Raw genomic sequence first — 21,167 nt, forward strand, 5'->3', positions numbered from 1 at the left:
GCCTGTCGCTCCCCCGGCATGAAGACGCCATATCCCGGAGGAGCGACAAGAATCTAACCAGTAAGTTACACTGTCACAACCGGGACGCGTGGTGCCAGTGCACACAACAACTCATATCCAATTGTTCCTGCTGCCTGTGCGACATCATCTACCGGTACATTTTGCCCCCACAGTTCTACAGGCGAGCCAATATTCGCATGTGGACAAGGGGTTAAATCAACGGCCAGCATATCCATGCTCACGGCCCCGGTGAGCGTTGTCAAAACCCCATCAACCCAGACGGGCGTGGCATCAGGTGCCGTTCTTGGGTAACCATCAGCATAACCTGCAGCAACAATACCGATACGCTGCGTTTTTGTTGCATGATAACGGCAACCATAACCAACAGTATCACCGGCGTTCAAATGCTGAATACCAATTATCTGACTTTGTAATGTCATTGCCGGCCGCAGGCCAAAGGGGGCGATATCTTGTGGCCTTGCTGATGGTGAAGCACCATACAGAATAATTCCGGGTCTGACCCAGTCATAATGGGTTTCAGGGCACCATAACACAGCGGCAGAATTTGCCAGTGAGCGGGGAAGGTTCAGACCTTCTGCAGCCTGCCTGATTAACCGCATTGCGTCGCCTGTTCCACCTGGCTGGTCAGCCTTAGCGAAATGTGCCATCAGTGTCACTTCCCCTACCTGCGCCAGCGACCGCAATTGCTGCCAGACAGCATTCACTTCTTCCGGGCGAAATCCGAGGCGGTTCATCCCACTGTTCACTTTCAGATAAACATTAACGGGTTTACGGGCCGGGCTGGCAGCCAGCATAGCCAGTTGCCAGTTACTGTGAACACAGGTTGTTAACCCGTATTCATGGCACAGAGCCAGTTCACCTGCATCAAAAAAGCCTTCAAGTAGCAGGACAGGCCCGTGCCAGCCCGCCTGTCTTAGCCACAATGCATCTTCAATATTCAGCAAAGCAAACCCATCAGTACCCGAAGCCAGTGTCGACCAGATACGCTTCAGCCCATGCCCATAGGCATCCGCTTTCACAACACTCCAGACTTTCGCATGGCCAGCCTGCTGGCGAACCTGGTGCAAATTATGGCTGATGGCCTGTAAATCAATGGTGGCATTAATTGGGCGGGTCATGCGCCCTCCCCGTGGTGCACACCAGGATTGACCGATGAATGGGCAGGCCTCACTTGAAAGCCTGGCTGATAACGTACAACCCCGAGGTCGGCTGATTCGATATCGGGCTGGTGACCAGAAACCAGGTCAGTGATCAGCTTTCCTGACCCACATGCCATCGTCCATCCGAGCGTACCATGCCCGGTGTTAAGCCACAGGTTACGCAACCGGGTTGGCCCAATCACCGGTGTCCCGTCTGGTGTCATTGGGCGCAACCCCGTCCAGAATGTAGCCTGTTCTACATGACCGCCTCGTGGATACAAATCGCGCACAACCATTTCCAGTGTTTTACGTCGCCGTTCTGGCAAGTCCAGATTGAAACCAACAATCTCTGCCATACCGCCTACCCGAATGCGCTGATCAAAGCGGGTAATGGCAATTTTGTAAGTTTCATCCAATACCGTTGAAACCGGTGCACCTGACTCACTGGCTATAGGGATAGTCAGCGAATAACCTTTCAACGGATAAACGGGAATAGACACTATCTCACTAAGCAGTGATGTAGACCAGGCACCCAGAGCCAGTACCCAGGCATCCGCCTGCAAAACTTCATTGCCACAACGCACTCCGGCAAGTTTGTCACCTTCTACCAACAACTGGTCAATTGCCGTATTGAACCTAAAATTCACTCCGGCATCCTGCGCCATTTTGGCAAGATTTTTCGTGAAGAGCTGGCAGTCGCCGGTTTCATCATTTGGTAACCGCAGGCCTCCAGTTAGCTTATGCGCAACTTCCGCCAATGCGGGTTCAACTGCCCCCAATTCAGCTGATTCCAGTAGCTGATACGGTACCCCTGCCTCCCGGAGCACAGCTATATCTTTTTCTGCGCTGGCAAATTGTGCGGCAGTGCGAAACAACTGCAGAGTCCCTCCCTGACGGCCTTCATACTGAATCCCGGTATCTTTACGCAAAGTTCGCAGGCAATCACGGCTGTATTCAGCAAGACGTACCATGCGCGCCTTATTCTGCGCGTAGTGCGTTGCATCACAATTACGCAGCATCTGCCACATCCACCGCAGTTGTGCCGCAGAGCCATCAAGGTGGATAGCCAACGGTGCATGGCGCTGAAACATCCATTTAACTGCTTTCAACGGAATACCCGGTGCAGCCCAGGGAGCTGCATAACCAGGTGAAACCTGCCCGGCATTACCCGCACTGGTTTCTTCTGCTGCCTCTGGCTGACGGTCAACCACGGTGACATCGTGGCCTGCCTGGCGTAAATACCAGGCACTCGCTACTCCAACCACTCCACTACCAAGCACCACCACTCGCATATCCAACCCCAATAGTCGATAAAGAATAATCATCTAGTCACAAATTGATAACCCAGATGAAAATGTTATTCAACATATGACTTTTTTATGGTGAGCACTGTCACAACCTCACATACCAGCCTGATGTAGCGCTAAATTCCAAAAAAATATTGCCGTTGTTCTTTTGCAGAGGAAAATGCTGTCAGCATGCAATTAACCACAAAAAATTGTGTTTAACTGATGATGAAAAATATAGGCCAGCTCACCCTAAGTTGCTGGTGTGATCTATGCTTATGGAGACGGTTCCTTTTATTACCGGAACTGAAACTTGAGGGGCGCGCTTATGGTCACATTGACAGCATCCGAAACACGGAAAGAGAAACGTCTGAGTGATGGACCCGACTGGACGTTTGAGTTACTGGATAGCTATTTGCAAGAAATTGACAGAGTTGCCAGGCATTACCGGCTTAGCACCTATCCACACCAAATCGAGATTATTACCTCAGAACAAATGATGGATGCCTATTCCAGTGTCGGTATGCCTATCAATTACCCTCACTGGTCGTTTGGTAAAAAGTTCATTGAGACAGAGCGAATGTACAAACATGGGCAACAAGGGCTTGCCTATGAAATAGTGATTAACTCCAATCCCTGTATTGCTTACCTGATGGAAGAAAACACAATGACCATGCAGGCGCTGGTCATGGCACATGCCTGTTACGGGCACAATTCTTTCTTCAAAAACAATTATCTGTTCCGTAGCTGGACAGATGCCAGTTCTATTATTGACTACCTTATCTTTGCCCGAAAATACATTACGGAATGCGAAGAGCGCCATGGTGTGGAAGAAGTGGAGAAACTGCTCGATTCCTGCCATGCCCTGATGAACTATGGTGTGGACCGCTACAAACGGCCGCAGAAAATCTCGCTTCAGGAAGAAAAAGCGCGCCAGAAAAGCCGTGAAGAATACCTGCAAAGCCAGGTGAATATGTTGTGGCGTACATTACCACGCAAAGAGGACGAAGAAAAACTGGCTGATACCCAGCGCCGCTTCCCTGCGGAACCACAAGAAAACTTACTGTATTTTATGGAGAAAAATGCGCCGTTGCTGGAACCATGGCAGCGTGAGATTTTGCGCATTGTCCGTAAAGTCAGCCAGTATTTTTACCCACAGAAGCAAACACAGGTCATGAATGAAGGCTGGGCGACATTCTGGCACTACAGCATTTTGAATCACCTGTATGACGAGGGAAAACTCACCGACCGCTTCATGCTGGAGTTTTTACACAGCCACACCAATGTTGTGTATCAACCGCCTTATAACAGCCCCTGGTATAATGGCATCAATCCCTATGCTCTTGGCTTTGCGATGTACCAGGATATTAAGCGTATTTGCCAGTCGCCTACTGATGAAGACAAATACTGGTTCCCGGACATTGCCGGCAAAGACTGGCTGGATACCCTTCATTTCGCCATGCGTGATTTTAAAGATGAAAGCTTTATCAGCCAGTTTATGTCACCCAAACTTATGCGTGACTTCCGTTTCTTTGCGGTACTGGATGATGACAGAAATAACTTCCTTGAAATCTCCGCTATTCACAATGAAGAAGGATACCGCGAGATACGTAACCGCCTTTCCGCACAATATAACCTGAGTAACCTCGAACCTAATATTCAGGTATGGAACGTAGATTTACGGGGCGACCGGTCACTGACATTACGTTATATTCCACAGAGCCGTGCTCCACTGGATAAAAGCCGCCGCGAAGTAATGAAACATGTTCACCGATTGTGGGGCTTTGATGTCATCCTGGAGCAACAAAACGAGGATGGCAGCGTTGAGTTACTGGAACGTTGCCCGCAACGTAGTACTTAATACGTATGAAGTCGCCAGCCAGATGATGCAAGACGCCAGCTTCTGCTGGCGTTTTTATTTTACACAAGATACGTAAGCGCCACGCTTAAACCAGAATGACCATAGTTCAATAATCACCTGTTTAAGCCTGTACCCCAATGAACACTTAACGTGTTACTGGCGCCCGCGAATGGCGAGGTCACCAGGCATAGTTTTATGCATCCGGTGCCAAATCTCACCACTCTCACGCCCATAGGTACGTACGACATCATAAACCTGATCCACCAATCCGTCTTTACAGATAGTAGCCAGTTTATGGTAGAAGCCAAGGGCAAGACTGCGGGCTTCAGGGCTTGAGAAATAGTGGCGACCGATCCGGGTATACAGCCCTTTCATCCCGTTAAGGATCAAACCATAAATAGGGTTACCGGAAGCGAATGCCAGACCACGGAAAATATTGTAATCCAGGTCGGCAAAGGCATCAGCATGGTCTTCAACTGCACTGGCTTTATCCAGCACCTGCGTAGCCTGATCCGGATGCTGGCGAAATGCAGTACGAATAAAAATGGTGGCGATATTAGTGCGAACAGACAGTAAGTTATCAATCAACTGTGGGACACTATCGTGATCTAGACGGGCAAGGGTTTCCAGAATATTAAGACCGGATGTTTCCCAGAAATTGTTCACTTTTGTCGGCTTACCATGCTGAATAGTTAGCCAGCCATCACGCGCAAGACGCTGGAGTACTTCGCGTAAAGTAGTTCGGGTTACACCAATAAGCTCTGATAGTTCACGTTCTGCCGGTAAAATTGAACCGGGAGGAAACCGATTATTCCAGATACTTTCAATTATGTACTCTTCAGCGAAACCCGCCGGGCTTTGCGCCTTAATGACCATAGAGTGATTTCCAGTTACACAAGTTCTGCAAAATAGACTCATCATACCAGATGCCACAAACACCAGGTACCCTGTCACCAGAGGAAAAAAGGGATCACGGTATTATTTTTGCCAACTTTACATTGCTGCCAGACAGGCTTCACCCTTGATCCAGCGGTGGCTGCCGGGTAACCTGATGAAAGTAAAAAAGCAACTTAGTATTTTATGTCGAGGAATAACATTTAATCCATGGAAATATCTATTGGTCGTGCGTTATACCGCAATTTTCTGGGGCAGTCCCCAGACTGGTATAAGTTGGCGCTACTCATCTTTCTGGTTGTTAACCCGCTCTGCTTCTTTCTCATCAGCCCTTTTGTTGCGGGCTGGTTATTAGTTGCAGAATTTATCTTCACCCTGGCGATGGCTCTCAAATGTTATCCATTATTACCCGGTGGTTTGCTGGCGTTTGAAGCGCTGGTGATAGGTATGACAACACCAGAGCGAGTACAGCATGAAATTGCGGGTAACCTGGAAGTCATTCTGCTGCTGATTTTCATGGTGGCGGGCATCTACTTCATGAAACAATTACTGTTGACGATTTTCACCCGGTTACTACTGGGGATTCGCTCTAAGGTTATCTTGTCCATGGCTTTCTGCCTGGCAGCAGCATTTATGTCTGCATTTCTTGACGCCCTTACAGTAGTCGCCGTTATCATCAGTGTGGCCGTTGGTTTTTACGGTATCTACCACAGGGTGGCATCCAACAGTGGAGAAGAAGGTAACATTCTTGATGACAGCAGTCTGGAAACAGACAGCAGATCTATTCTTGAACAGTTCCGAGGCTTTTTACGCAGTCTGATGATGCATGCCGGTGTCGGAACGGCTCTCGGCGGTGTAATGACGATGGTTGGCGAACCACAGAACCTGATCATCGCCAGTGCCGCTGGCTGGCACTTTAAAGACTTTTTACTGCGTATGGCCCCCGTTACCGTTCCAGTACTGTTCTTCGGAGTCATCACCTGTATTCTGTTAGAAAAGACCCGCACCTTTGGCTATGGTGACAAGCTTCCTGAAAAAGTTCGCCAGATCCTCCACGACTATGAACTGCGCAGTAGCAAAAAGCGAACTCGTCAGGATAGAGTGCGCCTTGTAGTACAAGGCATTATTGCGGTATGGCTGATTGTGGCTCTGGCCTTCCACCTGGCAGAAGTTGGCCTGATTGGTTTATCGGTGATTATTTTCGCTACTGCGCTGTGTGGGATAACCGATGAGCATGCGATTGGTAAGGCTTTTACCGAAGCACTGCCTTTTACCGCATTGCTCACTGTTTTCTTTTCAGTGGTCGCGGTTATTATCGACCAGCATTTATTTACTCCGATTATTCAGTTTGTACTCAATGCCAGTCCCCACGCTCAGCTCTCCCTGTTTTATTTATTTACTGGTGTATTGTCATCAATCTCAGATAATGTGTTTGTTGGAACGGTTTACATTAACGAAGCCAAAAGCGCACTTGAAGCAGGTGTCATTACGCTTAAGCAGTATGAACTGCTGGCGGTCGCCATTAATACCGGGACTAATCTGCCATCCGTCGCTACGCCAAATGGTCAGGCCGCGTTTCTGTTTTTGCTTACTTCAGCACTGGCACCGCTTATTCGCTTATCTTACGGACGAATGGTTATAATGGCATTGCCTTATACTATTGTTCTGACACTGGTTGGGCTGTTCTGTGTTGAATTTACACTGATCCCCATGACGGAGTGGATGCAGGTACACCACTGGTTTACTGCCCCGACTTTGTCGATGGTGGAATAACAAAGAGCCAGTCAGACCAAAAGGACCCCGGATACTATACGGGGTTCTTTCGCTGGTTCAGATTTTCTTACGCTATTATTTTATATTTTGCTGGCGCTATCAGTAAGTTGGGGTAGACTGCCACACAGTAATATATCCGGGATAAAAATTATGTTGCGATATTTAAACCAGTGTTCGCGAGGTCGTAGCGCCTGGCTATTGATGGCGTTCACGGCATTGGCGCTGGAATTAACGGCGCTTTGGTTTCAGTACGTCATGAAGCTACAGCCCTGTGTTATGTGCATTTATGAACGTTGCGCCTTGTTTGGTATTTTAGGTGCCGCACTGCTTGGTGCTATTGCGCCCAAGACACCTTTGCGCTTTGTGGCGATGATTATCTGGGTTTACAGCGCCGTGCGTGGGTTACAGTTGTCATGGGAACATACCATGCTGCAACTTCACCCTTCGCCATTTGCCGTTTGCCCTTTCAGGGCTGACTTTCCAACCTGGTTACCCCTTGATAAGTGGGTACCGCAGGTGTTTGTCGCGACAGGTGACTGTTCAGTACGCCAGTGGGAATTCCTGACACTGGATATGCCGCAATGGCTGGTAGGGATTTTCGCAGCTTACCTGGTTGTGGCCGTCCTGGTTATTATCGCGCAACCTTTTAAACCAAAACGTCGCGACCTGTTTGGCCGTTAAGCAACAGTACATCAATTTAAGGGGGGCACACTGGCCTCCCTTTTTATTTGCACCATTCACAGGGAATTTATCTGTGGCGATGATTTCTCGCCTCGAGATTACGGAGTGTGGTTATTACATCAGCTACAATGAAACACATTCCGATAATAATACTTACGGCTGCAACCGGGATCAGTGGATACGGGTCATGTAATATGCCAGCAGCATCAGCGACGGGAGGAAAAGCATAATACGCAGCCAGAAACGCGACAGTGGCCACTAAAAACGCGAACAGCCAGATACCCCGAATCCACTTTTGCATGCTATTCAACCCTGAATGTGTCAAAACAAACAAAACAGTAACGCTACCGGAAAACTCATAGGCCAGGTTGCGCCAATCAGCAATGCACTTAATCCCCGAATCACTGGCCTTTCCTTTGCCAGTAAAAAAGTAATCAGCGCACACACAAATGCCATTGCGCCATAAAAAACCAACATTTTTTGATAAATCGTCATAATTTCACACAAAACGTCACTTGACTTGCTGGCGTAATATGCGCGTTTTATTGATACAGATCAAGCTTATCACATTGAGATTTATGACATGCAGGCGGCAGGTAACGAAAGAAGCAGGAAACAAACGGTTCGTAACAAACTGGTGGCATAGAGAGATATCAGCCACCAAAAAATAAGCATTAACTGTTGCCTGAAACCGGGGTTATTTTGCCCATCCAGGCTTATTCAGAATATGATCTTCCCAATCGAGTACATCCGACTCACGTACTGCAATATGGCGTACTGAAATACGCTCACCATGCATGGCGGCTTTAGAACCGGTTCGCAGCGGGTGCCAGACAGGCAGTGACTTGCCCTCACCTACCAGGCGATATGCGCAAGTTGGTGGCAACCATTCAAACTGCGTTAAATTTTCGCGCGTGAGCTTGATACAGTCGGGCTCATACTCAAAACGACGCGAATAGTTACGGCACTGACAGGATTTAATATTCAGTTGCTGACAGGCGACATTAGTAAAATAAATCTCGTCAGTCTCTTCATCCTGCAATTTGTGAAGGCAACACTGCCCACACCCATCGCACAACGACTCCCATTCAGCATCACTCATTTGCTCCAGGGTTTTCACTGCCCAAAATTCTTCTGCCGCCATTATCTCGCCCAATATCAAAAATAAGCTGCACCTTATAAACACTCTGCCCACAGGATGCAAGTTTTATAAGGTGACCAATGCGCTATAGCACTCGGGTAGACACGGACTTCCCGTCAAACACCACTTCCAGGTTATCACCACTGTTTAATGGCCCAACACCTTCTGGGGTGCCCGTGAGTATTACGTCACCGGGACGCAGAGTGAAATATTTGCTCATATAAGCAATCAGCGGAATAATCGGTGTGATCATATCTTCCGTGTTGCCTTGCTGGCGCCACTCACCGTTAATTTTTAAGCCCAGAACCGTATTCTGCGGGTCATTGGCAAAATCTTTTGCAGGAATAAAACCGGAAACTGGACATGCGTTATCAAATCCTTTTGCTTTTTCCCAGGGGCGCCCGGTTTTTTTCAGTTCAGCCTGAACCTGACGTAAAGTCAAATCGAGCGCGACACCATAACCCGCTATTCCCTGAATCACTTGATCAGTTGTCGCCTGGCGCAAGGTGGTACCAATGAGTACGGCCAGTTCAACTTCATGATGAATTTCACCCAGCCCTTGCGGTAACGCCAGCGGTTGTTTCAAATCGCACAATGCAGTTTCTGGTTTGATAAAAAGTACAGGCTCTTGCGGCGTTGCGCTGCCCATCTCTTTAATATGCTTTGCGTAGTTACTCCCCACACAAACCACTTTATTTACTGGATAATCGAGCAAACAGCCCTGCCAGTCATGATGCTGATACATGCTAATCCCCTGTAAATGTTATTACCTTGTTGATAAAACAACTATTACGGTCAGCAGGAAGTGTGTCAACGACAAAATAGTAAGGTGTTGAAAGAAAACAGGCAGCGGTGAAATACGCTGCCTGCCAGGGGGAATATTAATTTTTACCCTGTTCTTCGCGGTGCTGTTTCAGTAAATCTTCCACAGGCGGTGGGATCTGTAAATAATACCCCTGGGTTTCAAGGGCTTCTCTTACGGTCTCAATATTGGCATTCGCCAGTTTTTTATTGCCATTAAGCGGTAAAAGCATGGTCATAATTGGTTTACCAAAACCGGCCATTAGCGCTTCCGGCACCCTTGAAAAATCGTCTTTTTTTTCAACATACAGATAGGTCTGGTCGCGCTTGCTACTTCTATAGATCACACAAAACATGTTTTTTACTCTGAATCATTCGCTGGTGACTTGCTTCAACATATTCAGGACTATAACATGCCTGCTATGCTTGGGATATCATCCCGTATTTTCGGGAATTTAAACTGAATTGAGTAAGGCCAGGATGTCAAATTCTCCCATTGAACTAAAAGGCAGTAGTTTTACACTCTCCGTGGTTCATTTGCATGATGCAAACCCCGCGCTTATCCGCAAAGCTCTTGAAGACAAAGTGGCCCAGGCTCCGGCTTTTTTAAAAAATGCCCCCGTCGTTGTGAATGTCGCCGATGTTGATGGCGCAATAACATGGCAACAGGTTAATGAAGCAATCAGTGCATCGGGTTTGCACGTTGTTGGTGTCAGCGGTAGTAAAAACCCGCAATTAAAAGCGCAAGTTGAAATGGCTGGCCTTCCTTTGCTAACAGAAGGTGTTAAACCTCCTCGCCCTGCTCGTGAAGCAAAGCAAGACACGCCCTCCGCCTCTGTTGCCCCCGAATCCACTGTTTACAGAACTCGCCTGATTGATACCCCGGTCCGTTCAGGGCAACGTATCTACGCGCAGCACAGTGACCTGGTTGTCACCAACCATGTTAGCGCCGGCGCTGAATTGATTGCCGATGGTAATATTCATGTTTATGGCACCATGCGCGGCAGGGCTCTGGCGGGTGCTGCGGGTGATAAAGACGCGCAAATTTTTTGTACTCACCTGGTTGCAGAACTGGTTTCAATTGGCGGTGTTTATTGGCTGAGTGACCAGGTTCCAACTGATTACTATGGTAAAGCGGCGCGGCTGAAACTGGTCGGCGGCGCTTTGACGGTTCAACCTTTATACTAAATAAGCCCTTTAACAAGGAACTCCTCTATGGCACGCATTATTGTTGTTACATCGGGTAAAGGGGGCGTTGGCAAGACTACGTCCAGCGCGGCCATCGCTACTGGTCTGGCCCAAAAGGGAAAAAAGACCGTTGTTATCGATTTTGATATCGGTCTGCGTAATCTTGATCTGATAATGGGTTGTGAACGCCGTGTGGTTTATGACTTCGTAAACGTGATTCAGGGTGATGCCACGCTCAACCAGGCGCTGATTAAAGATAAACGTACTGAGAACCTGCACATTCTTCCTGCCTCTCAAACGCGCGATAAAGACGCGCTGACCCGTGAAGGTGTAGGGAAAGTGCTTGATGAGCTTAAAAAAATGGAGTTTGATTTCATTGTCTGTGACTCCCCTGCCGGCATTGAGACTGGAGCATTAATGGCTCTCTATTTTGCCGATGAAGCCGTTATCACCACCAACCCTGAAGTCTCTTCTGTTCGTGACTCTGACCGTATTCTCGGTATCCTTTCATCTAAATCACGCCGTGCAGAAGCGGGGGAAGACCCTATCAAAGAGCACCTGTTGCTTACCCGCTACAACCCAGGCCGGGTTAACAAAGGTGATATGCTGAGCATGGAAGATGTGCTGGAAATTCTACGCATTCCGCTGGTCGGTTTGATTCCTGAAGACCAGTCTGTTTTACGTGCATCAAATCAGGGTGAACCTGTGATTCTTGATACAGAATCAGATGCAGGTAAAGCCTATGCCGATACGGTAGACCGCCTGCTAGGCGAAGAACGTCCTTTCCGCTTCATTGAAGAAGAGAAGAAAGGTTTCCTCAAACGCCTGTTCGGAGGATAAATTATGGCATTGCTCGACTTTTTTCTTTCGCGAAAAAAGAATACCGCCAATATTGCAAAAGAGCGCTTGCAGATAATTGTGGCAGAACGTCGCCGTAGCGAAATGGAACCTCAATATCTGCCCCAGCTAAAACGCGATATTCTGGAAGTGATTTGCAGATACGTGAAAATTGATCCTGAGATGGTCACCGTACAGTTAGATCAGAAAGGTGATGATATTTCAGTGCTGGAATTGAACGTAACACTACCCGAAACGGAAGAGACCAAATAACACCGTCACTGTGCCCGGCGATACAGGGCTCCAGCCGTGACAGGCCCGAAAGAACCTGTCACGGCTGTGTTTGTTGCGGGTTAATACTGTGTCAGTAAAGACCTGAGTGATTCGCCCAGTAAATTTGCCCGCCAGCCATTGGTCAGTTCCGGCGTTAACCCCGGTTTCAGTTGCCAGTGCCAGTTCAGTAGCTGGTTTATCTGGCGCCGTGAGGCCAGCAACTCAGGACTGAGCCCACACTCTTCTCCCACCTGCTGTACAACGGTTTTAATCGCCTTAAAGGCTTTACGGTAGCCAGGCATGTCTATCAGGCTGCTGATTGGCTCTGGCAGTTCACTTTCAGGCATTGCCTGAGCCTGTTCAACAAGGCTTAGCAATGTTTTGCCATGATAACGAATTTCACTGCCATTCAGCCCCATGCCATCCAGCTCACCCAGAGTACTGGGTAAATAACGGGCTACTGACAACAGGTTTTCTTCTCTTACAACAAAGTTAACCGCGAGATCACGCTTACGGGCCTCACGTAAACGCCAGGCTGCCAGAAGCTTCAAACAGCCCAACTGCCGTGGACGCAATTGCCATGCGTTGCCAATATCACGCCAGGCTTCATCTGGTTCAGTGACATCACTGCGACGCTGCATCATAAGCTGGCATTCGTCCAGTGCAGCGGGCAGCCAGCCACTGCGCTGCGTTTCCTGGTACAGTTTCCCCGCCAGTGGGAGTAAATACCAGACATCAGCTGCCGCATAGTCACACTGCCTGGTGCTGAGTGGGCGTGCCAGCCAGTCGGTCCGGGATTCACTTTTATCCAGTACTACACCGTCATATTTCTCAACAAGTTTGGCAAAGCCAGTGGAAAGTGGCATCCCGGTGAATGAAGCCAGCACTTGCGTATCAATCATATTGACCGGCATGGTACCAAAACTGTGAAGAAACACTTCAAGATCCTCACTGCCTGCATGGAGATATTTGACGATATCAGGGCATGTAAGCAGCGCGATAAAAGGTTGCCAGTTAGTAATAGTGAGCGGGTCAATTAACGATAAACGTTCCCCGTCAAACATTTGTACTAACCCCAGTTGAGGGTAATAAGTCCTGGTGCGGACAAATTCAGTATCAAGCGCGAGGGTTGTGTGGACTGCTGCTGCCTGGCACACATCTTCAAGGGATGAATCACTGGTAATTATCTGATAGTTCAAAACAATTTCTCTATCTTTAGCGCATTACCCAAAAAAAACGCCAGGATCACCCGGCGTTATGGGAGATGGATTAAATTCTCAGGGCTTATTGTCACCTGCCTTCAGCACTTCGTCACGTAATTCTCGCCGTAAAATTTTGCCTACATTTGATTTGGGCAATTCCGTGCGGAACTCAACCTGCTTCGGCACTTTATAACCTGTGAGCTGGCGGCGACAAAAGGTTATCAGAGCTTCTTCCGTTAATGACTCTTCTTTTTTTACCACAAAAAGCTTCACCATTTCGCCGCTGGCCTGTGAAGGCACACCTACTGCTGCTACTTCCTGTACACCGCTATGTTGCATCACAACATCTTCGATTTCATTCGGGTATACATTAAACCCAGATACGAGGATCATATCTTTTTTACGATCAACAATCCGCAGGAAGCCTTCGTCGTCCATCACAGCCACATCGCCAGTCCGCAACCAACCGTCCTGCATAATTTCTTCTGTAGCATCAGGACGGTTCCAGTAACCTTCCATAACCTGCGGCCCTTTCACACACAGTTCTCCCGGCTCACCAGGCGCAACACACTCGCCTTCATCGTTCACCAGGCGTACATCAGTTGAGGGGACTGGCAGGCCAATGCTACCACTGTGATAGTCAATATCATGCGGGTTTACACTCACCAGAGGAGAACACTCTGTCAATCCGTAACCTTCAAGCAAGTAATGCCCGGTCAGTTTTTCCCAGCGCTCTGCAACTGCGTGCTGTACTGGCATCCCTCCTCCCGCCGCCAGATGCAGCGAAGAGAAATCAAGTTTCTGAAATTCCGGATTGTTCAGCAATGCATTAAACAATGTGTTCACTCCGGTCATGGCGGTGAACGGGTATTTCGCCAGTTCTTTTACCAGGCCAGGAATGTCACGTGGATTGGTGATAAGCAAATTCTGCCCACCCAACTCAATGAACAGCAGGCAGTTCATCGTTAAGGCAAAAATGTGATAAAGCGGCAGCGCCGTTACAACTAATTCTTTGCCATTGAATAAGAGCGGCCCATAGGTGGCTTTAACTTGTTCAATATTGGCCAGCATATTGCGATGAGTAAGCATCGCCCCTTTCGCCACGCCAGTGGTGCCGCCGGTATACTGCAGAAATGCCAGTGCCGAGTTTTCGATTTCAGGTTTCACATATTGCATGCGATAGCCCTGATGCATGGCACGACGAAAAGAGATGGCATCCGGCAGATGATACTTCGGTACCAGCCGCTTCACATATTTTACGACAAAGTTAATTAACGTACCTTTTGCCGTGGAAAGCTGATCCCCCATACGCGTCAGGATCACATGCTTCACCGGGGTATTTGACACAACCTTTTCCAGTGTGTGAGCAAAGTTTGAAACAATGACGATTGCGCTGGCGCCGCTGTCTTTCAGTTGGTGTTCCAACTCCCGCGGCGTGTAGAGTGGGTTAACATTCACCACCACCATGCCTGCCCGCAAAATACCGAATAATGCGACAGGGTATTGCAACAAATTGGGCATCATCAACGCAACCCTGTCACCGGGGTTCAGACCAAGGCCTTCCTGGAGATAAGCCGCAAATGCCCTGCTGCGCTCTTCCAGTTTGCGAAATGTCATGGTTTCACCCATGTTAATGAATGCCGGTTGGTCTGCATAACGCACACAGGAGTGTTCAAATAATTCGACCAGGGATTGGTAACGATCAGGATTGATCTCAGCCGGTACATCTTCCGGGTATCGGTTTAGCCAAACCTTCTTCAACGCATCACCTCTGTATGTTGTATTTATCGTCATCTCAACCCCAAAAAACAAACAAAGAATTAACATTATATTAACTCAGCGTACCAGTTAACTCTGTTATGCTGTTTGCAGGTTGCGAAGCGCGTCACTAATTATTTTTCCGTCCATGAAAACAAAGAAACAGCGACAAAGTCACTGTTTCTAAATACTCAAACCCGGACTTCTGTTTAACCGATTATTCAGTCACTACTGATTCGACACGCGCCGGACCATAGTTGTAATACCCCCAGGGTGCCGGGCGCATGCGCAAATGGTAGCCTGAACCCCACATCCATGGGTCAACAATATCAGGTGGGCTGACCACTTGCTGAACCACTCTCCAGCGTTTGAACCCGGTCGCTTTCATGACCATCCAGGTATACTGGCTCTGGCCAATTTTACCTTTTTCGGTTCCGGTAATCGGCCCGACAACAGTAATAAGATGCCCCCGGTAATCAACCGGGTCGAGGAAACCTGTGACATCGGCGTAAATGCGCCCTATGGACGCCTGCCCCAGTACTGGCCTGGCGCCATCATCCAGCGGCATCACCGCAATCTCAAGGCGAGTTTTACCGTCCAGATTCTGCAACCCAATAACTTTGCCACCAAAACGCGCCTCTTCACCGACATACAAAGAAGGTGCATTCATCACTCGCACTAAATCCATTTGCGGAGTTGGGCTGGTGCCTTTGATAGCATCCGGCACACTCACACACCCGGTTAACAGCAGGCAGGCCACTAACCCCAGGCCATAAATACCACGACGCACTGAACCACCAGCCATAAAAAACTCCTTACTCCGCAAGCAGGTGCTCTTATTCCCGACCTGGTAATTTTTTCCAGGCCACTTCATTTCTAAGGTATACAGGTTCAGCCTGTTCAACTGCTATCGTTTTTTGTTGCAGAACGGCCTGTATTGCAAACGGCAACATATCTTCAGCCATCGGCAAAGAAACACCTCCAGGTATCACGGGCAGGCCAGTATCTTTCGCCATTTCAGGCCAGGCTTCCCACCCGGTTCCTACAGTAGCCCATTCACCATTGAGTTGTTTTAAACGCGCACTTACCGCCTCAGGCTTGCAGACACGTTCAGTTTTTTCTCCGTGCCACTGACCTGCAGCGTCGCGCTGATATTCGGCCCAGTAAACTTCGCCCATGCGAGCATCAATAGCACACAAGACTCGGGTTGCCCCTGACAGACGAAACGCCCCCTGTGCCATTGTCGCCAGTGTTGATACACCAGCCAGAGGCAGTTGCGCACCAAGCGCCAGCCCCTGTGCGATACCAATACCAATACGCACGCCTGTAAAACTGCCCGGCCCACGGCCAAAAGCAAGAGCATCAACGTCAGACAAAGAAACACCGCTCTGGTTCAGTAATTCCTGCACCAAAGGGAGAATACGCTGCGTATGCTCGCGAGGGCACAATTCAAAGTGGGCGTATGTTTTACCGTCGTTCCACACGGCGACAGAACATGCTTCGGTGGCGGTATCAATAGCCAAAATTCGCATGGGTGGTACTAACCTCAGGACAAAGATAATTACAAAATGGCGCGCATTCTAGCACACCCCAGGGCAAATTACTCCGCCGGCTGTTGGCGCAAAAATGCCGCCGCACGTTCAATATCCCTGGTGCGTGGTGCGTCAGGCAGGCTACCGAGAAATATCTCGCCATAAGGCCGCATCACCAGCCGTGGGTCGCAAATTACTAACACGCCACGGTCGCTGGTATCACGAATCAATCGCCCCACGCCCTGCTTAAGGGTAATCACCGCTTCAGGCAGTTGCACTTCATCAAAAGGCTCACCACCCCGTAACCGACAATCTTCCATACGCGCTTTCAGTAACGGATCATCGGGAGATGTGAACGGCAGTTTATCGATAATGACCAGGGAAAGCGCATCTCCCCGAACATCAACGCCTTCCCAGAAACTGCTGGTCGCCACCAGTAAGGCATTACCTGCTGAAATAAATTGCTCCAGCAACTGAGCCTTACTGGTTTCGCCCTGCAGCAATACTGGCAATGTCATCGTGGCACGAAATTGCTCAGCCAGGTCGCGCATCATTGCGTGCGAAGTACACAACACAAAACAGCGCCCGTTATTCGCTTCTATTAGTGGGCGAAGCATAGATGCAAGCTTGCGCCCGGCCCCGGGCTTGCCCGGTTCTGGTAACCCCCGCGGGACACATAACAGTGCCTGATGAGCGTAATCAAATGGGCTTGGCAAGAGTAATGTCTGCGCATCATTCAACCCAAGGCGGTCAGTAAAATGGTGTAAATCATCATTTACTGACAGCGTCGCAGAGGTAAACACCCAGCACCCTTTTTTCTCTTTAATCACTTCAGTAAATTTATCTGCCACACTGAGCGGTGTCAGCGCCAGAGTAAAGTTACGGCTGGTGCACTCATACCAGTAGCTATAGCCTGTCTGGCTGGTTTCCTTGAGGCGCTTCAGACGCGCCCGATACAGTGTGACACGTTCAAAAGCCGCATCCAGTAGTGCTGAACGACCCAGAGATAATTTTGCCACGTCATAACACAGCTCAAGGGAGTCATCTAACAGCAACAAAGCGCGTTGCACTGCTCCATCAGCCAGTAAGTCCCTCAGATTGCCACGAAAACCCGGCTCTCCTAACTGCAGGCGGAAATCCAGCGTGCTCTGGGTGAGTCTGTCGGCGCACTTCATTAATTGTTGGGTATCTTTGACTTCAGTTCGATAAGCAATGGCAATATCTTTGGCGACATCAAGCAACTGGCGGCTTGAAAGGGACTGACCAAAGTACTGACTGGCGATGTCAGGTATCTGGTGCGCTTCATCAAAAATGGTAACATCGGCATCGGGAATGAGCTCAGCAAACCCACTGTCTTTGACTACCATGTCGGCCATAAACAGGTGATGGTTGACGACCACAATATCGGCATCCATCGCCTTTTTGCGGGCTTTTACCACATAGCACTCTTTATAACGCGGGCAGTCAGCCCCCAGACAGTTATCATTGGTGCTGGTCACCAAAGGCCAGACAGGCGCATCTTCCGCCACACCACGGCAGGTGCTGGTGTCTCCGTCTTCAGTTTCACTCACCCACTGGCGCAGAATCATCAGATCGCTCAGGGTTTGTACCGGCAAATCGCCACCAGCCAGCACTTGCTGCTCCAGCCGTTCAAGGCATAAATAGTTGCTGCGCCCTTTCAGCAACGCCTGCCTGCCAGTGTAGCCCAGCGCACGGGCAATGGTAGGCAGGTCTCTGCTGAACAGCTGATCCTGCAAGGCTTTTGAACCGGTGGAAATAATCACCTTTTTATCTGCCCGCAAGGCAGGAGCCAGGTAAGCATAGGTTTTACCCGTTCCCGTACCTGCTTCAACGACCAGTGAATGGCTGCCGGTAATCGCTGCACTTACAGCCTGTGCCATCTGCCTTTGTGCTTCGCGCGGTTTAAAACCGCTGATAGCCTGTGCAAGTTGCCCATCTGACGCAAAATCGTCTGCCACGTTTCTTCTCCCTAATGCCTGGCTGGCAGGCGTAAAGTGATGCCGATTATGTCAGGGGTGGCAAAGTTGTGCCAGTCATGGTGATTCTGACAAAACATTGTGGCACTCTGTGGGATTGTTTAAGAGTTATCGAGGAAAAAAGATGACGATTGTACGCCTGAATGCTGAGGACCGCTGGTCTGACGCCATCATCAATAATGGAACGATGTATTTTACCGTAGTCCCGGAAATTGAAGGGACCGATGCACAGCAGCAAGTTGAAAACTGCCTTCTGCAAATTGAGGCTATGCTGCAGGAACGCGGGGGTGATAAAACCCGCCTGCTTGATGTTACCGTATTCCTTGCAGATAAAAACGATTTTGCCGCACTTAACCGCGCGTGGGACGCCTGGGTAGTGCACGGCAAAGCGCCGGTACGCACAACCGTTCAGGCTCTACTGATGAAGCCAGACTGGAAAGTAGAAATTAAAGTTGTTGCTGCGATTTAAATCAGGCCCTTCACAGGGCCTGTTACCGGGCCCTGTCAGCTTTGCGGTTCGTCATCGTCTTCAAAACGAACCGGAATTGCTTCACCAGTAAACGTTTCACGTATTTCTTTCGCGACCAGAGCAATAGCCTCGCCACTACTCATGCCCTGAGCCATTAAGGACTGAATACGTTCAACAGCCTTTTGTTGCTCTTCATGGCTTAACGCGGGTAAACCTGCAAACATAATCAACTCCTGATAAATTAACGGCTGATTATTTCATGCTACCCGGTACAAAGCCAGATAACATGAATGCTGTTATTCTATTAATATTGTACTGAAGACGATTACCATGCCTGCTAAGTTGCACCAACTGACTCTCCCCTGGCACGCAGATGCCATTACCCACTATTTTGCAAAGCTGAGCAATAAAACCTGGGCAATGTTGCTCCATTCCGGGAATGCTGATCACCCATACAGCCGGTTCGATATTTTGGTTGCAGACCCTTGTGCCACTCTGGTAAGCCGACATGGTTTATCTGAGTGTTATGATGGGCAGAACACGACTTCACTTCATGGCGACCCACTGGCACACCTGGATACGCTCCTTGAGCGTTTTCCGTTTACTCCCAATGTGGACGAATCACTTCCTTTCCAGGGCGGTGCGTTGGGCCTGTTTGGATATGACCTTGGTCGCCAGTATGAGCGGTTGCCTTCGCATGCACAGGCTGATTTACACACACCTGACATTGCTGTCGGCATTTATGACTGGGCACTGATTGCCGACCACCAGCATCAGGCGCTCACACTCATCAGTTGGCAGGATGTCAATGCACGCCTCGCCTGGCTTGAATCTCAGAAGCCAGACAACCCGGTTCCTTTTAAGTTGACCTCGGCCTGGCAGTCAAACATGACACAAGCTGAGTACCGCCAAAAGTTCAACCAGATTCAGCACTGGTTGCACAGTGGCGACTGCTATCAGGTTAACCTTGCACAGCGTTTTTCCGCACGTTACCAGGGTGACGAGTGGCAGGCGTATCTGGCGCTGACTGAAGCGAACCGGGCTCCATTCAGTGCCTTCTTACGCCTGCCCGGCAGTACTATACTCAGTGTTTCACCTGAGCGGTTTATTTACCTGTATGACAAACACATTCAGACGCGCCCCATTAAAGGAACGCTACCGCGCCTGCCAGACCCGGAGGCTGACAAGCGCCAGGCAGAGCGGCTGTTGGCTTCCACCAAAGATCAGGCAGAAAACTTGATGATTGTCGATTTGATGCGTAATGATATTGGTCGTGTGGCTGTTACAGGGTCTGTACGTGTTCCCGAACTCTTTGTTGTTGAGCCTTTTCCGGCGGTACACCATCTTGTTAGTACAGTAACTGCCCGTTTACCTGATGATAAACGGGCATGTGATCTCCTGCGCGCCTGCTTTCCTGGTGGTTCTATCACTGGCGCGCCGAAAATCCGGGCTATGGAAATTATTGAAAGCCTGGAGCCTCAGCGGAGGAACGCATGGTGCGGCAGTATTGGCTACCTGAGTTTTTGTGGCTCGATGGATACCAGTATCACCATTCGCACACTGACTGCCGAGCAAGGTTATCTGTACTGCAGTGCCGGTGGGGGTATTGTGGCTGACAGTGAAGCAGACGCGGAATATCAGGAAACATTTGATAAAGTCAGCCGTATTCTTGGCGTATTAACGGAGTAACTGATGCACTTCAATGAGTTATCCATGGAGATGTTTTTATCGCGCTTTCAGTTATTACAACCCGGCACTGGGGAAATGTCACGCAATGCTCGCCAGGCCGCAGTACTGGTGCCGGTGGTCCGCCGTCGACAACCGGGTTTATTGCTGACACGCCGCTCTCCCCGCCTGCGTAAACATGCAGGCCAGGTTGCCTTCCCCGGGGGAGCCGCCGACAGTACAGACCCATCTCTGGTAGCAACAGCATTACGCGAGGCCTGTGAAGAAGTCAGCATTCCTCCTGATGTGGTTGATATTATTGGCGTGCTCCCTGCAGTGGACAGTGTCACCGGTTTCAGTGTTACACCTGTTGTCGGCGTTATTCCTCCCGGTATTCATTACCACGCCAACCAGGATGAAGTCGCTGATGTGTTCGAAATGCCACTGGCAGAAGCATTGCACCTGGCCCGCTATCACCCACTGGATGTTTACCGCCAAAACAACGCGCACCGGGTTTGGCTTTCCTGGTACCAGCACTATTTTGTCTGGGGAATGACCGCCGGGATTATCCGCCAGGTGGCGTTACAAATCGGCATGGACACCTGAATGAATGGCAAGGCAGAAATCCTACACTGGCAGGCTTTCCTAT

At 49.4% G+C, this 21,167-nt stretch carries 22 protein-coding genes; 9 read left to right on the top strand and 13 right to left on the bottom strand.

The window, feature by feature from the left end; genetic code table 11:
- Nucleotides 1-65 precede the first annotated feature (65 nt).
- Complete coding sequence (gene dadX, locus MPHASIOC01_RS07345) at nt 66-1,139, bottom strand: catabolic alanine racemase DadX (protein ID WP_353614277.1); 1,074 nt, start codon at nt 1,137-1,139, stop codon at nt 66-68.
- Nucleotides 1,136-2,452 carry a D-amino acid dehydrogenase gene (locus tag MPHASIOC01_RS07350; protein WP_353614905.1) on the bottom strand — a complete coding sequence of 439 codons (1,317 nt, stop codon included), beginning with the start codon at nt 2,450-2,452 and terminating at the stop codon, nt 1,136-1,138. The genes dadX and MPHASIOC01_RS07350 overlap by 4 nt, the downstream gene beginning before the upstream one ends.
- A gap of 322 nt (nt 2,453-2,774) precedes the next feature.
- On the opposite strand from MPHASIOC01_RS07350, the gene MPHASIOC01_RS07355 reads away from it, so the two are divergent.
- A complete protein-coding gene (locus MPHASIOC01_RS07355; protein WP_064594068.1) occupies nt 2,775-4,307 on the top strand; it encodes a SpoVR family protein in 1,533 nt (510 codons plus the stop codon).
- Between the two features lie 153 nt (nt 4,308-4,460).
- On the opposite strand, the gene fadR is transcribed toward MPHASIOC01_RS07355, so the two are convergent.
- On the bottom strand, nt 4,461-5,183 hold the full coding sequence (gene fadR / locus MPHASIOC01_RS07360; protein ID WP_064594070.1) for a fatty acid metabolism transcriptional regulator FadR: 723 nt from the start codon (nt 5,181-5,183) through the stop codon (nt 4,461-4,463).
- A gap of 228 nt (nt 5,184-5,411) precedes the next feature.
- Between fadR and nhaB the strand changes: the two genes are divergently transcribed.
- Nucleotides 5,412-6,974 carry a sodium/proton antiporter NhaB gene (gene nhaB / locus MPHASIOC01_RS07365; protein WP_064594071.1) on the top strand — a complete coding sequence of 521 codons (1,563 nt, stop codon included), beginning with the start codon at nt 5,412-5,414 and terminating at the stop codon, nt 6,972-6,974.
- A 150-nt stretch (nt 6,975-7,124) separates the two neighbouring features.
- Nucleotides 7,125-7,655: a disulfide bond formation protein DsbB gene (gene dsbB / locus MPHASIOC01_RS07370; protein ID WP_064594072.1), complete on the top strand. Its 531-nt coding sequence runs from the start codon at nt 7,125-7,127 to the stop codon at nt 7,653-7,655.
- Nucleotides 7,656-7,976: 321 nt separating this feature from the next.
- Here dsbB and MPHASIOC01_RS07375 read toward each other — a convergent pair whose 3' ends face one another.
- The 4 genes from MPHASIOC01_RS07375 to MPHASIOC01_RS07390 form a co-directional block, all read right to left on the bottom strand.
- A complete protein-coding gene (locus tag MPHASIOC01_RS07375) occupies nt 7,977-8,150 on the bottom strand; it encodes a GhoT/OrtT family toxin (protein ID WP_064594075.1) in 174 nt (57 codons plus the stop codon).
- A 202-nt stretch (nt 8,151-8,352) separates the two neighbouring features.
- Nucleotides 8,353-8,799, bottom strand: coding sequence for a YcgN family cysteine cluster protein (locus MPHASIOC01_RS07380; protein ID WP_064594077.1), 447 nt, complete (start codon nt 8,797-8,799; stop codon nt 8,353-8,355).
- Nucleotides 8,800-8,881: 82 nt separating this feature from the next.
- Nucleotides 8,882-9,541 carry a fumarylacetoacetate hydrolase family protein gene (locus MPHASIOC01_RS07385; protein ID WP_064594079.1) on the bottom strand — a complete coding sequence of 220 codons (660 nt, stop codon included), beginning with the start codon at nt 9,539-9,541 and terminating at the stop codon, nt 8,882-8,884.
- A gap of 136 nt (nt 9,542-9,677) precedes the next feature.
- Entirely contained in the window at nt 9,678-9,953 is a 276-nt protein-coding gene (locus tag MPHASIOC01_RS07390) for a YcgL domain-containing protein (RefSeq protein WP_353614278.1), read from the bottom strand.
- Nucleotides 9,954-10,077: 124 nt separating this feature from the next.
- On the opposite strand from MPHASIOC01_RS07390, the gene minC reads away from it, so the two are divergent.
- The 3 genes from minC to minE are packed head-to-tail and all read left to right on the top strand — an operon-like array spanning nt 10,078 to nt 11,895.
- Nucleotides 10,078-10,785 carry a septum site-determining protein MinC gene (minC, locus tag MPHASIOC01_RS07395; protein WP_064594083.1) on the top strand — a complete coding sequence of 236 codons (708 nt, stop codon included), beginning with the start codon at nt 10,078-10,080 and terminating at the stop codon, nt 10,783-10,785.
- 27 nt (nt 10,786-10,812) lie between these two features.
- Complete coding sequence (gene minD / locus MPHASIOC01_RS07400) at nt 10,813-11,625, top strand: septum site-determining protein MinD (protein WP_036107324.1); 813 nt, start codon at nt 10,813-10,815, stop codon at nt 11,623-11,625.
- 3 nt (nt 11,626-11,628) lie between these two features.
- The gene (gene minE, locus MPHASIOC01_RS07405; protein WP_064594084.1) at nt 11,629-11,895 is read left to right on the top strand and encodes a cell division topological specificity factor MinE; all 267 of its coding nucleotides are present in this window, start codon (nt 11,629-11,631) and stop codon (nt 11,893-11,895) included.
- A gap of 80 nt (nt 11,896-11,975) precedes the next feature.
- Here the strand turns inward: minE and rnd are convergent, their stop codons facing one another.
- The 5 genes from rnd to MPHASIOC01_RS07430 all read right to left on the bottom strand — a co-directional run bounded on the left by rnd (nt 11,976) and on the right by MPHASIOC01_RS07430 (nt 18,366).
- Nucleotides 11,976-13,094, bottom strand: coding sequence for a ribonuclease D (gene rnd / locus MPHASIOC01_RS07410; protein WP_353614279.1), 1,119 nt, complete (start codon nt 13,092-13,094; stop codon nt 11,976-11,978).
- A gap of 78 nt (nt 13,095-13,172) precedes the next feature.
- A complete protein-coding gene (fadD, locus tag MPHASIOC01_RS07415) occupies nt 13,173-14,858 on the bottom strand; it encodes a long-chain-fatty-acid--CoA ligase FadD (protein WP_064594086.1) in 1,686 nt (561 codons plus the stop codon).
- 214 nt (nt 14,859-15,072) lie between these two features.
- Nucleotides 15,073-15,660, bottom strand: coding sequence for a Slp family lipoprotein (locus MPHASIOC01_RS07420; protein WP_064594087.1), 588 nt, complete (start codon nt 15,658-15,660; stop codon nt 15,073-15,075).
- Nucleotides 15,661-15,691: 31 nt separating this feature from the next.
- A complete protein-coding gene (tsaB, locus tag MPHASIOC01_RS07425; protein ID WP_353614280.1) occupies nt 15,692-16,387 on the bottom strand; it encodes a tRNA (adenosine(37)-N6)-threonylcarbamoyltransferase complex dimerization subunit type 1 TsaB in 696 nt (231 codons plus the stop codon).
- 68 nt (nt 16,388-16,455) lie between these two features.
- Nucleotides 16,456-18,366, bottom strand: coding sequence for an ATP-dependent DNA helicase (locus tag MPHASIOC01_RS07430; RefSeq protein ID WP_064594090.1), 1,911 nt, complete (start codon nt 18,364-18,366; stop codon nt 16,456-16,458).
- Between the two features lie 142 nt (nt 18,367-18,508).
- Between MPHASIOC01_RS07430 and MPHASIOC01_RS07435 the strand changes: the two genes are divergently transcribed.
- Nucleotides 18,509-18,853 carry a RidA family protein gene (locus MPHASIOC01_RS07435; protein ID WP_064594092.1) on the top strand — a complete coding sequence of 115 codons (345 nt, stop codon included), beginning with the start codon at nt 18,509-18,511 and terminating at the stop codon, nt 18,851-18,853.
- Between the two features lie 35 nt (nt 18,854-18,888).
- Here the strand turns inward: MPHASIOC01_RS07435 and MPHASIOC01_RS07440 are convergent, their stop codons facing one another.
- Entirely contained in the window at nt 18,889-19,077 is a 189-nt protein-coding gene (locus MPHASIOC01_RS07440) for a YoaH family protein (RefSeq protein ID WP_064594094.1), read from the bottom strand.
- 106 nt (nt 19,078-19,183) lie between these two features.
- Here MPHASIOC01_RS07440 and pabB point away from each other — a divergent pair, with 106 nt between their 5' ends.
- Both pabB and MPHASIOC01_RS07450 read left to right on the top strand, forming a co-directional pair.
- A complete protein-coding gene (gene pabB / locus MPHASIOC01_RS07445; RefSeq protein WP_064594096.1) occupies nt 19,184-20,542 on the top strand; it encodes an aminodeoxychorismate synthase component 1 in 1,359 nt (452 codons plus the stop codon).
- Nucleotides 20,543-20,545: 3 nt separating this feature from the next.
- A complete protein-coding gene (locus tag MPHASIOC01_RS07450) occupies nt 20,546-21,124 on the top strand; it encodes a CoA pyrophosphatase (RefSeq protein WP_064594098.1) in 579 nt (192 codons plus the stop codon).
- Nucleotides 21,125-21,167 lie beyond the last annotated feature (43 nt).

Origin of the sequence: Mangrovibacter phragmitis (genome assembly GCF_040429585.1) — a bacterium.
In the GTDB taxonomy this organism is placed as follows: Bacteria; Pseudomonadota; Gammaproteobacteria; order Enterobacterales; family Enterobacteriaceae; genus Mangrovibacter; species Mangrovibacter phragmitis.

Coding starts and splice junctions, on each gene's coding strand:
- minD (WP_036107324.1), top strand. CDS start 10,813: ATGGCACGCATTATTGTTGTTACATCGGGTAAAGGGGGCGTTGGCAAG.
- MPHASIOC01_RS07435 (WP_064594092.1), top strand. CDS start 18,509: ATGACGATTGTACGCCTGAATGCTGAGGACCGCTGGTCTGACGCCATC.
- MPHASIOC01_RS07355 (WP_064594068.1), top strand. CDS start 2,775: ATGGTCACATTGACAGCATCCGAAACACGGAAAGAGAAACGTCTGAGT.
- MPHASIOC01_RS07350 (WP_353614905.1), bottom strand. CDS start 2,452: ATGCGAGTGGTGGTGCTTGGTAGTGGAGTGGTTGGAGTAGCGAGTGCC.
- dsbB (WP_064594072.1), top strand. CDS start 7,125: ATGTTGCGATATTTAAACCAGTGTTCGCGAGGTCGTAGCGCCTGGCTA.
- MPHASIOC01_RS07385 (WP_064594079.1), bottom strand. CDS start 9,541: ATGTATCAGCATCATGACTGGCAGGGCTGTTTGCTCGATTATCCAGTA.
- MPHASIOC01_RS07420 (WP_064594087.1), bottom strand. CDS start 15,660: ATGGCTGGTGGTTCAGTGCGTCGTGGTATTTATGGCCTGGGGTTAGTG.
- MPHASIOC01_RS07440 (WP_064594094.1), bottom strand. CDS start 19,077: ATGTTTGCAGGTTTACCCGCGTTAAGCCATGAAGAGCAACAAAAGGCT.
- MPHASIOC01_RS07390 (WP_353614278.1), bottom strand. CDS start 9,953: ATGTTTTGTGTGATCTATAGAAGTAGCAAGCGCGACCAGACCTATCTG.
- minC (WP_064594083.1), top strand. CDS start 10,078: ATGTCAAATTCTCCCATTGAACTAAAAGGCAGTAGTTTTACACTCTCC.
- tsaB (WP_353614280.1), bottom strand. CDS start 16,387: ATGCGAATTTTGGCTATTGATACCGCCACCGAAGCATGTTCTGTCGCC.
- nhaB (WP_064594071.1), top strand. CDS start 5,412: ATGGAAATATCTATTGGTCGTGCGTTATACCGCAATTTTCTGGGGCAG.
- MPHASIOC01_RS07380 (WP_064594077.1), bottom strand. CDS start 8,799: ATGGCGGCAGAAGAATTTTGGGCAGTGAAAACCCTGGAGCAAATGAGT.
- MPHASIOC01_RS07375 (WP_064594075.1), bottom strand. CDS start 8,150: ATGACGATTTATCAAAAAATGTTGGTTTTTTATGGCGCAATGGCATTT.
- dadX (WP_353614277.1), bottom strand. CDS start 1,139: ATGACCCGCCCAATTAATGCCACCATTGATTTACAGGCCATCAGCCAT.
- MPHASIOC01_RS07450 (WP_064594098.1), top strand. CDS start 20,546: ATGCACTTCAATGAGTTATCCATGGAGATGTTTTTATCGCGCTTTCAG.
- minE (WP_064594084.1), top strand. CDS start 11,629: ATGGCATTGCTCGACTTTTTTCTTTCGCGAAAAAAGAATACCGCCAAT.
- fadR (WP_064594070.1), bottom strand. CDS start 5,183: ATGGTCATTAAGGCGCAAAGCCCGGCGGGTTTCGCTGAAGAGTACATA.
- pabB (WP_064594096.1), top strand. CDS start 19,184: ATGCCTGCTAAGTTGCACCAACTGACTCTCCCCTGGCACGCAGATGCC.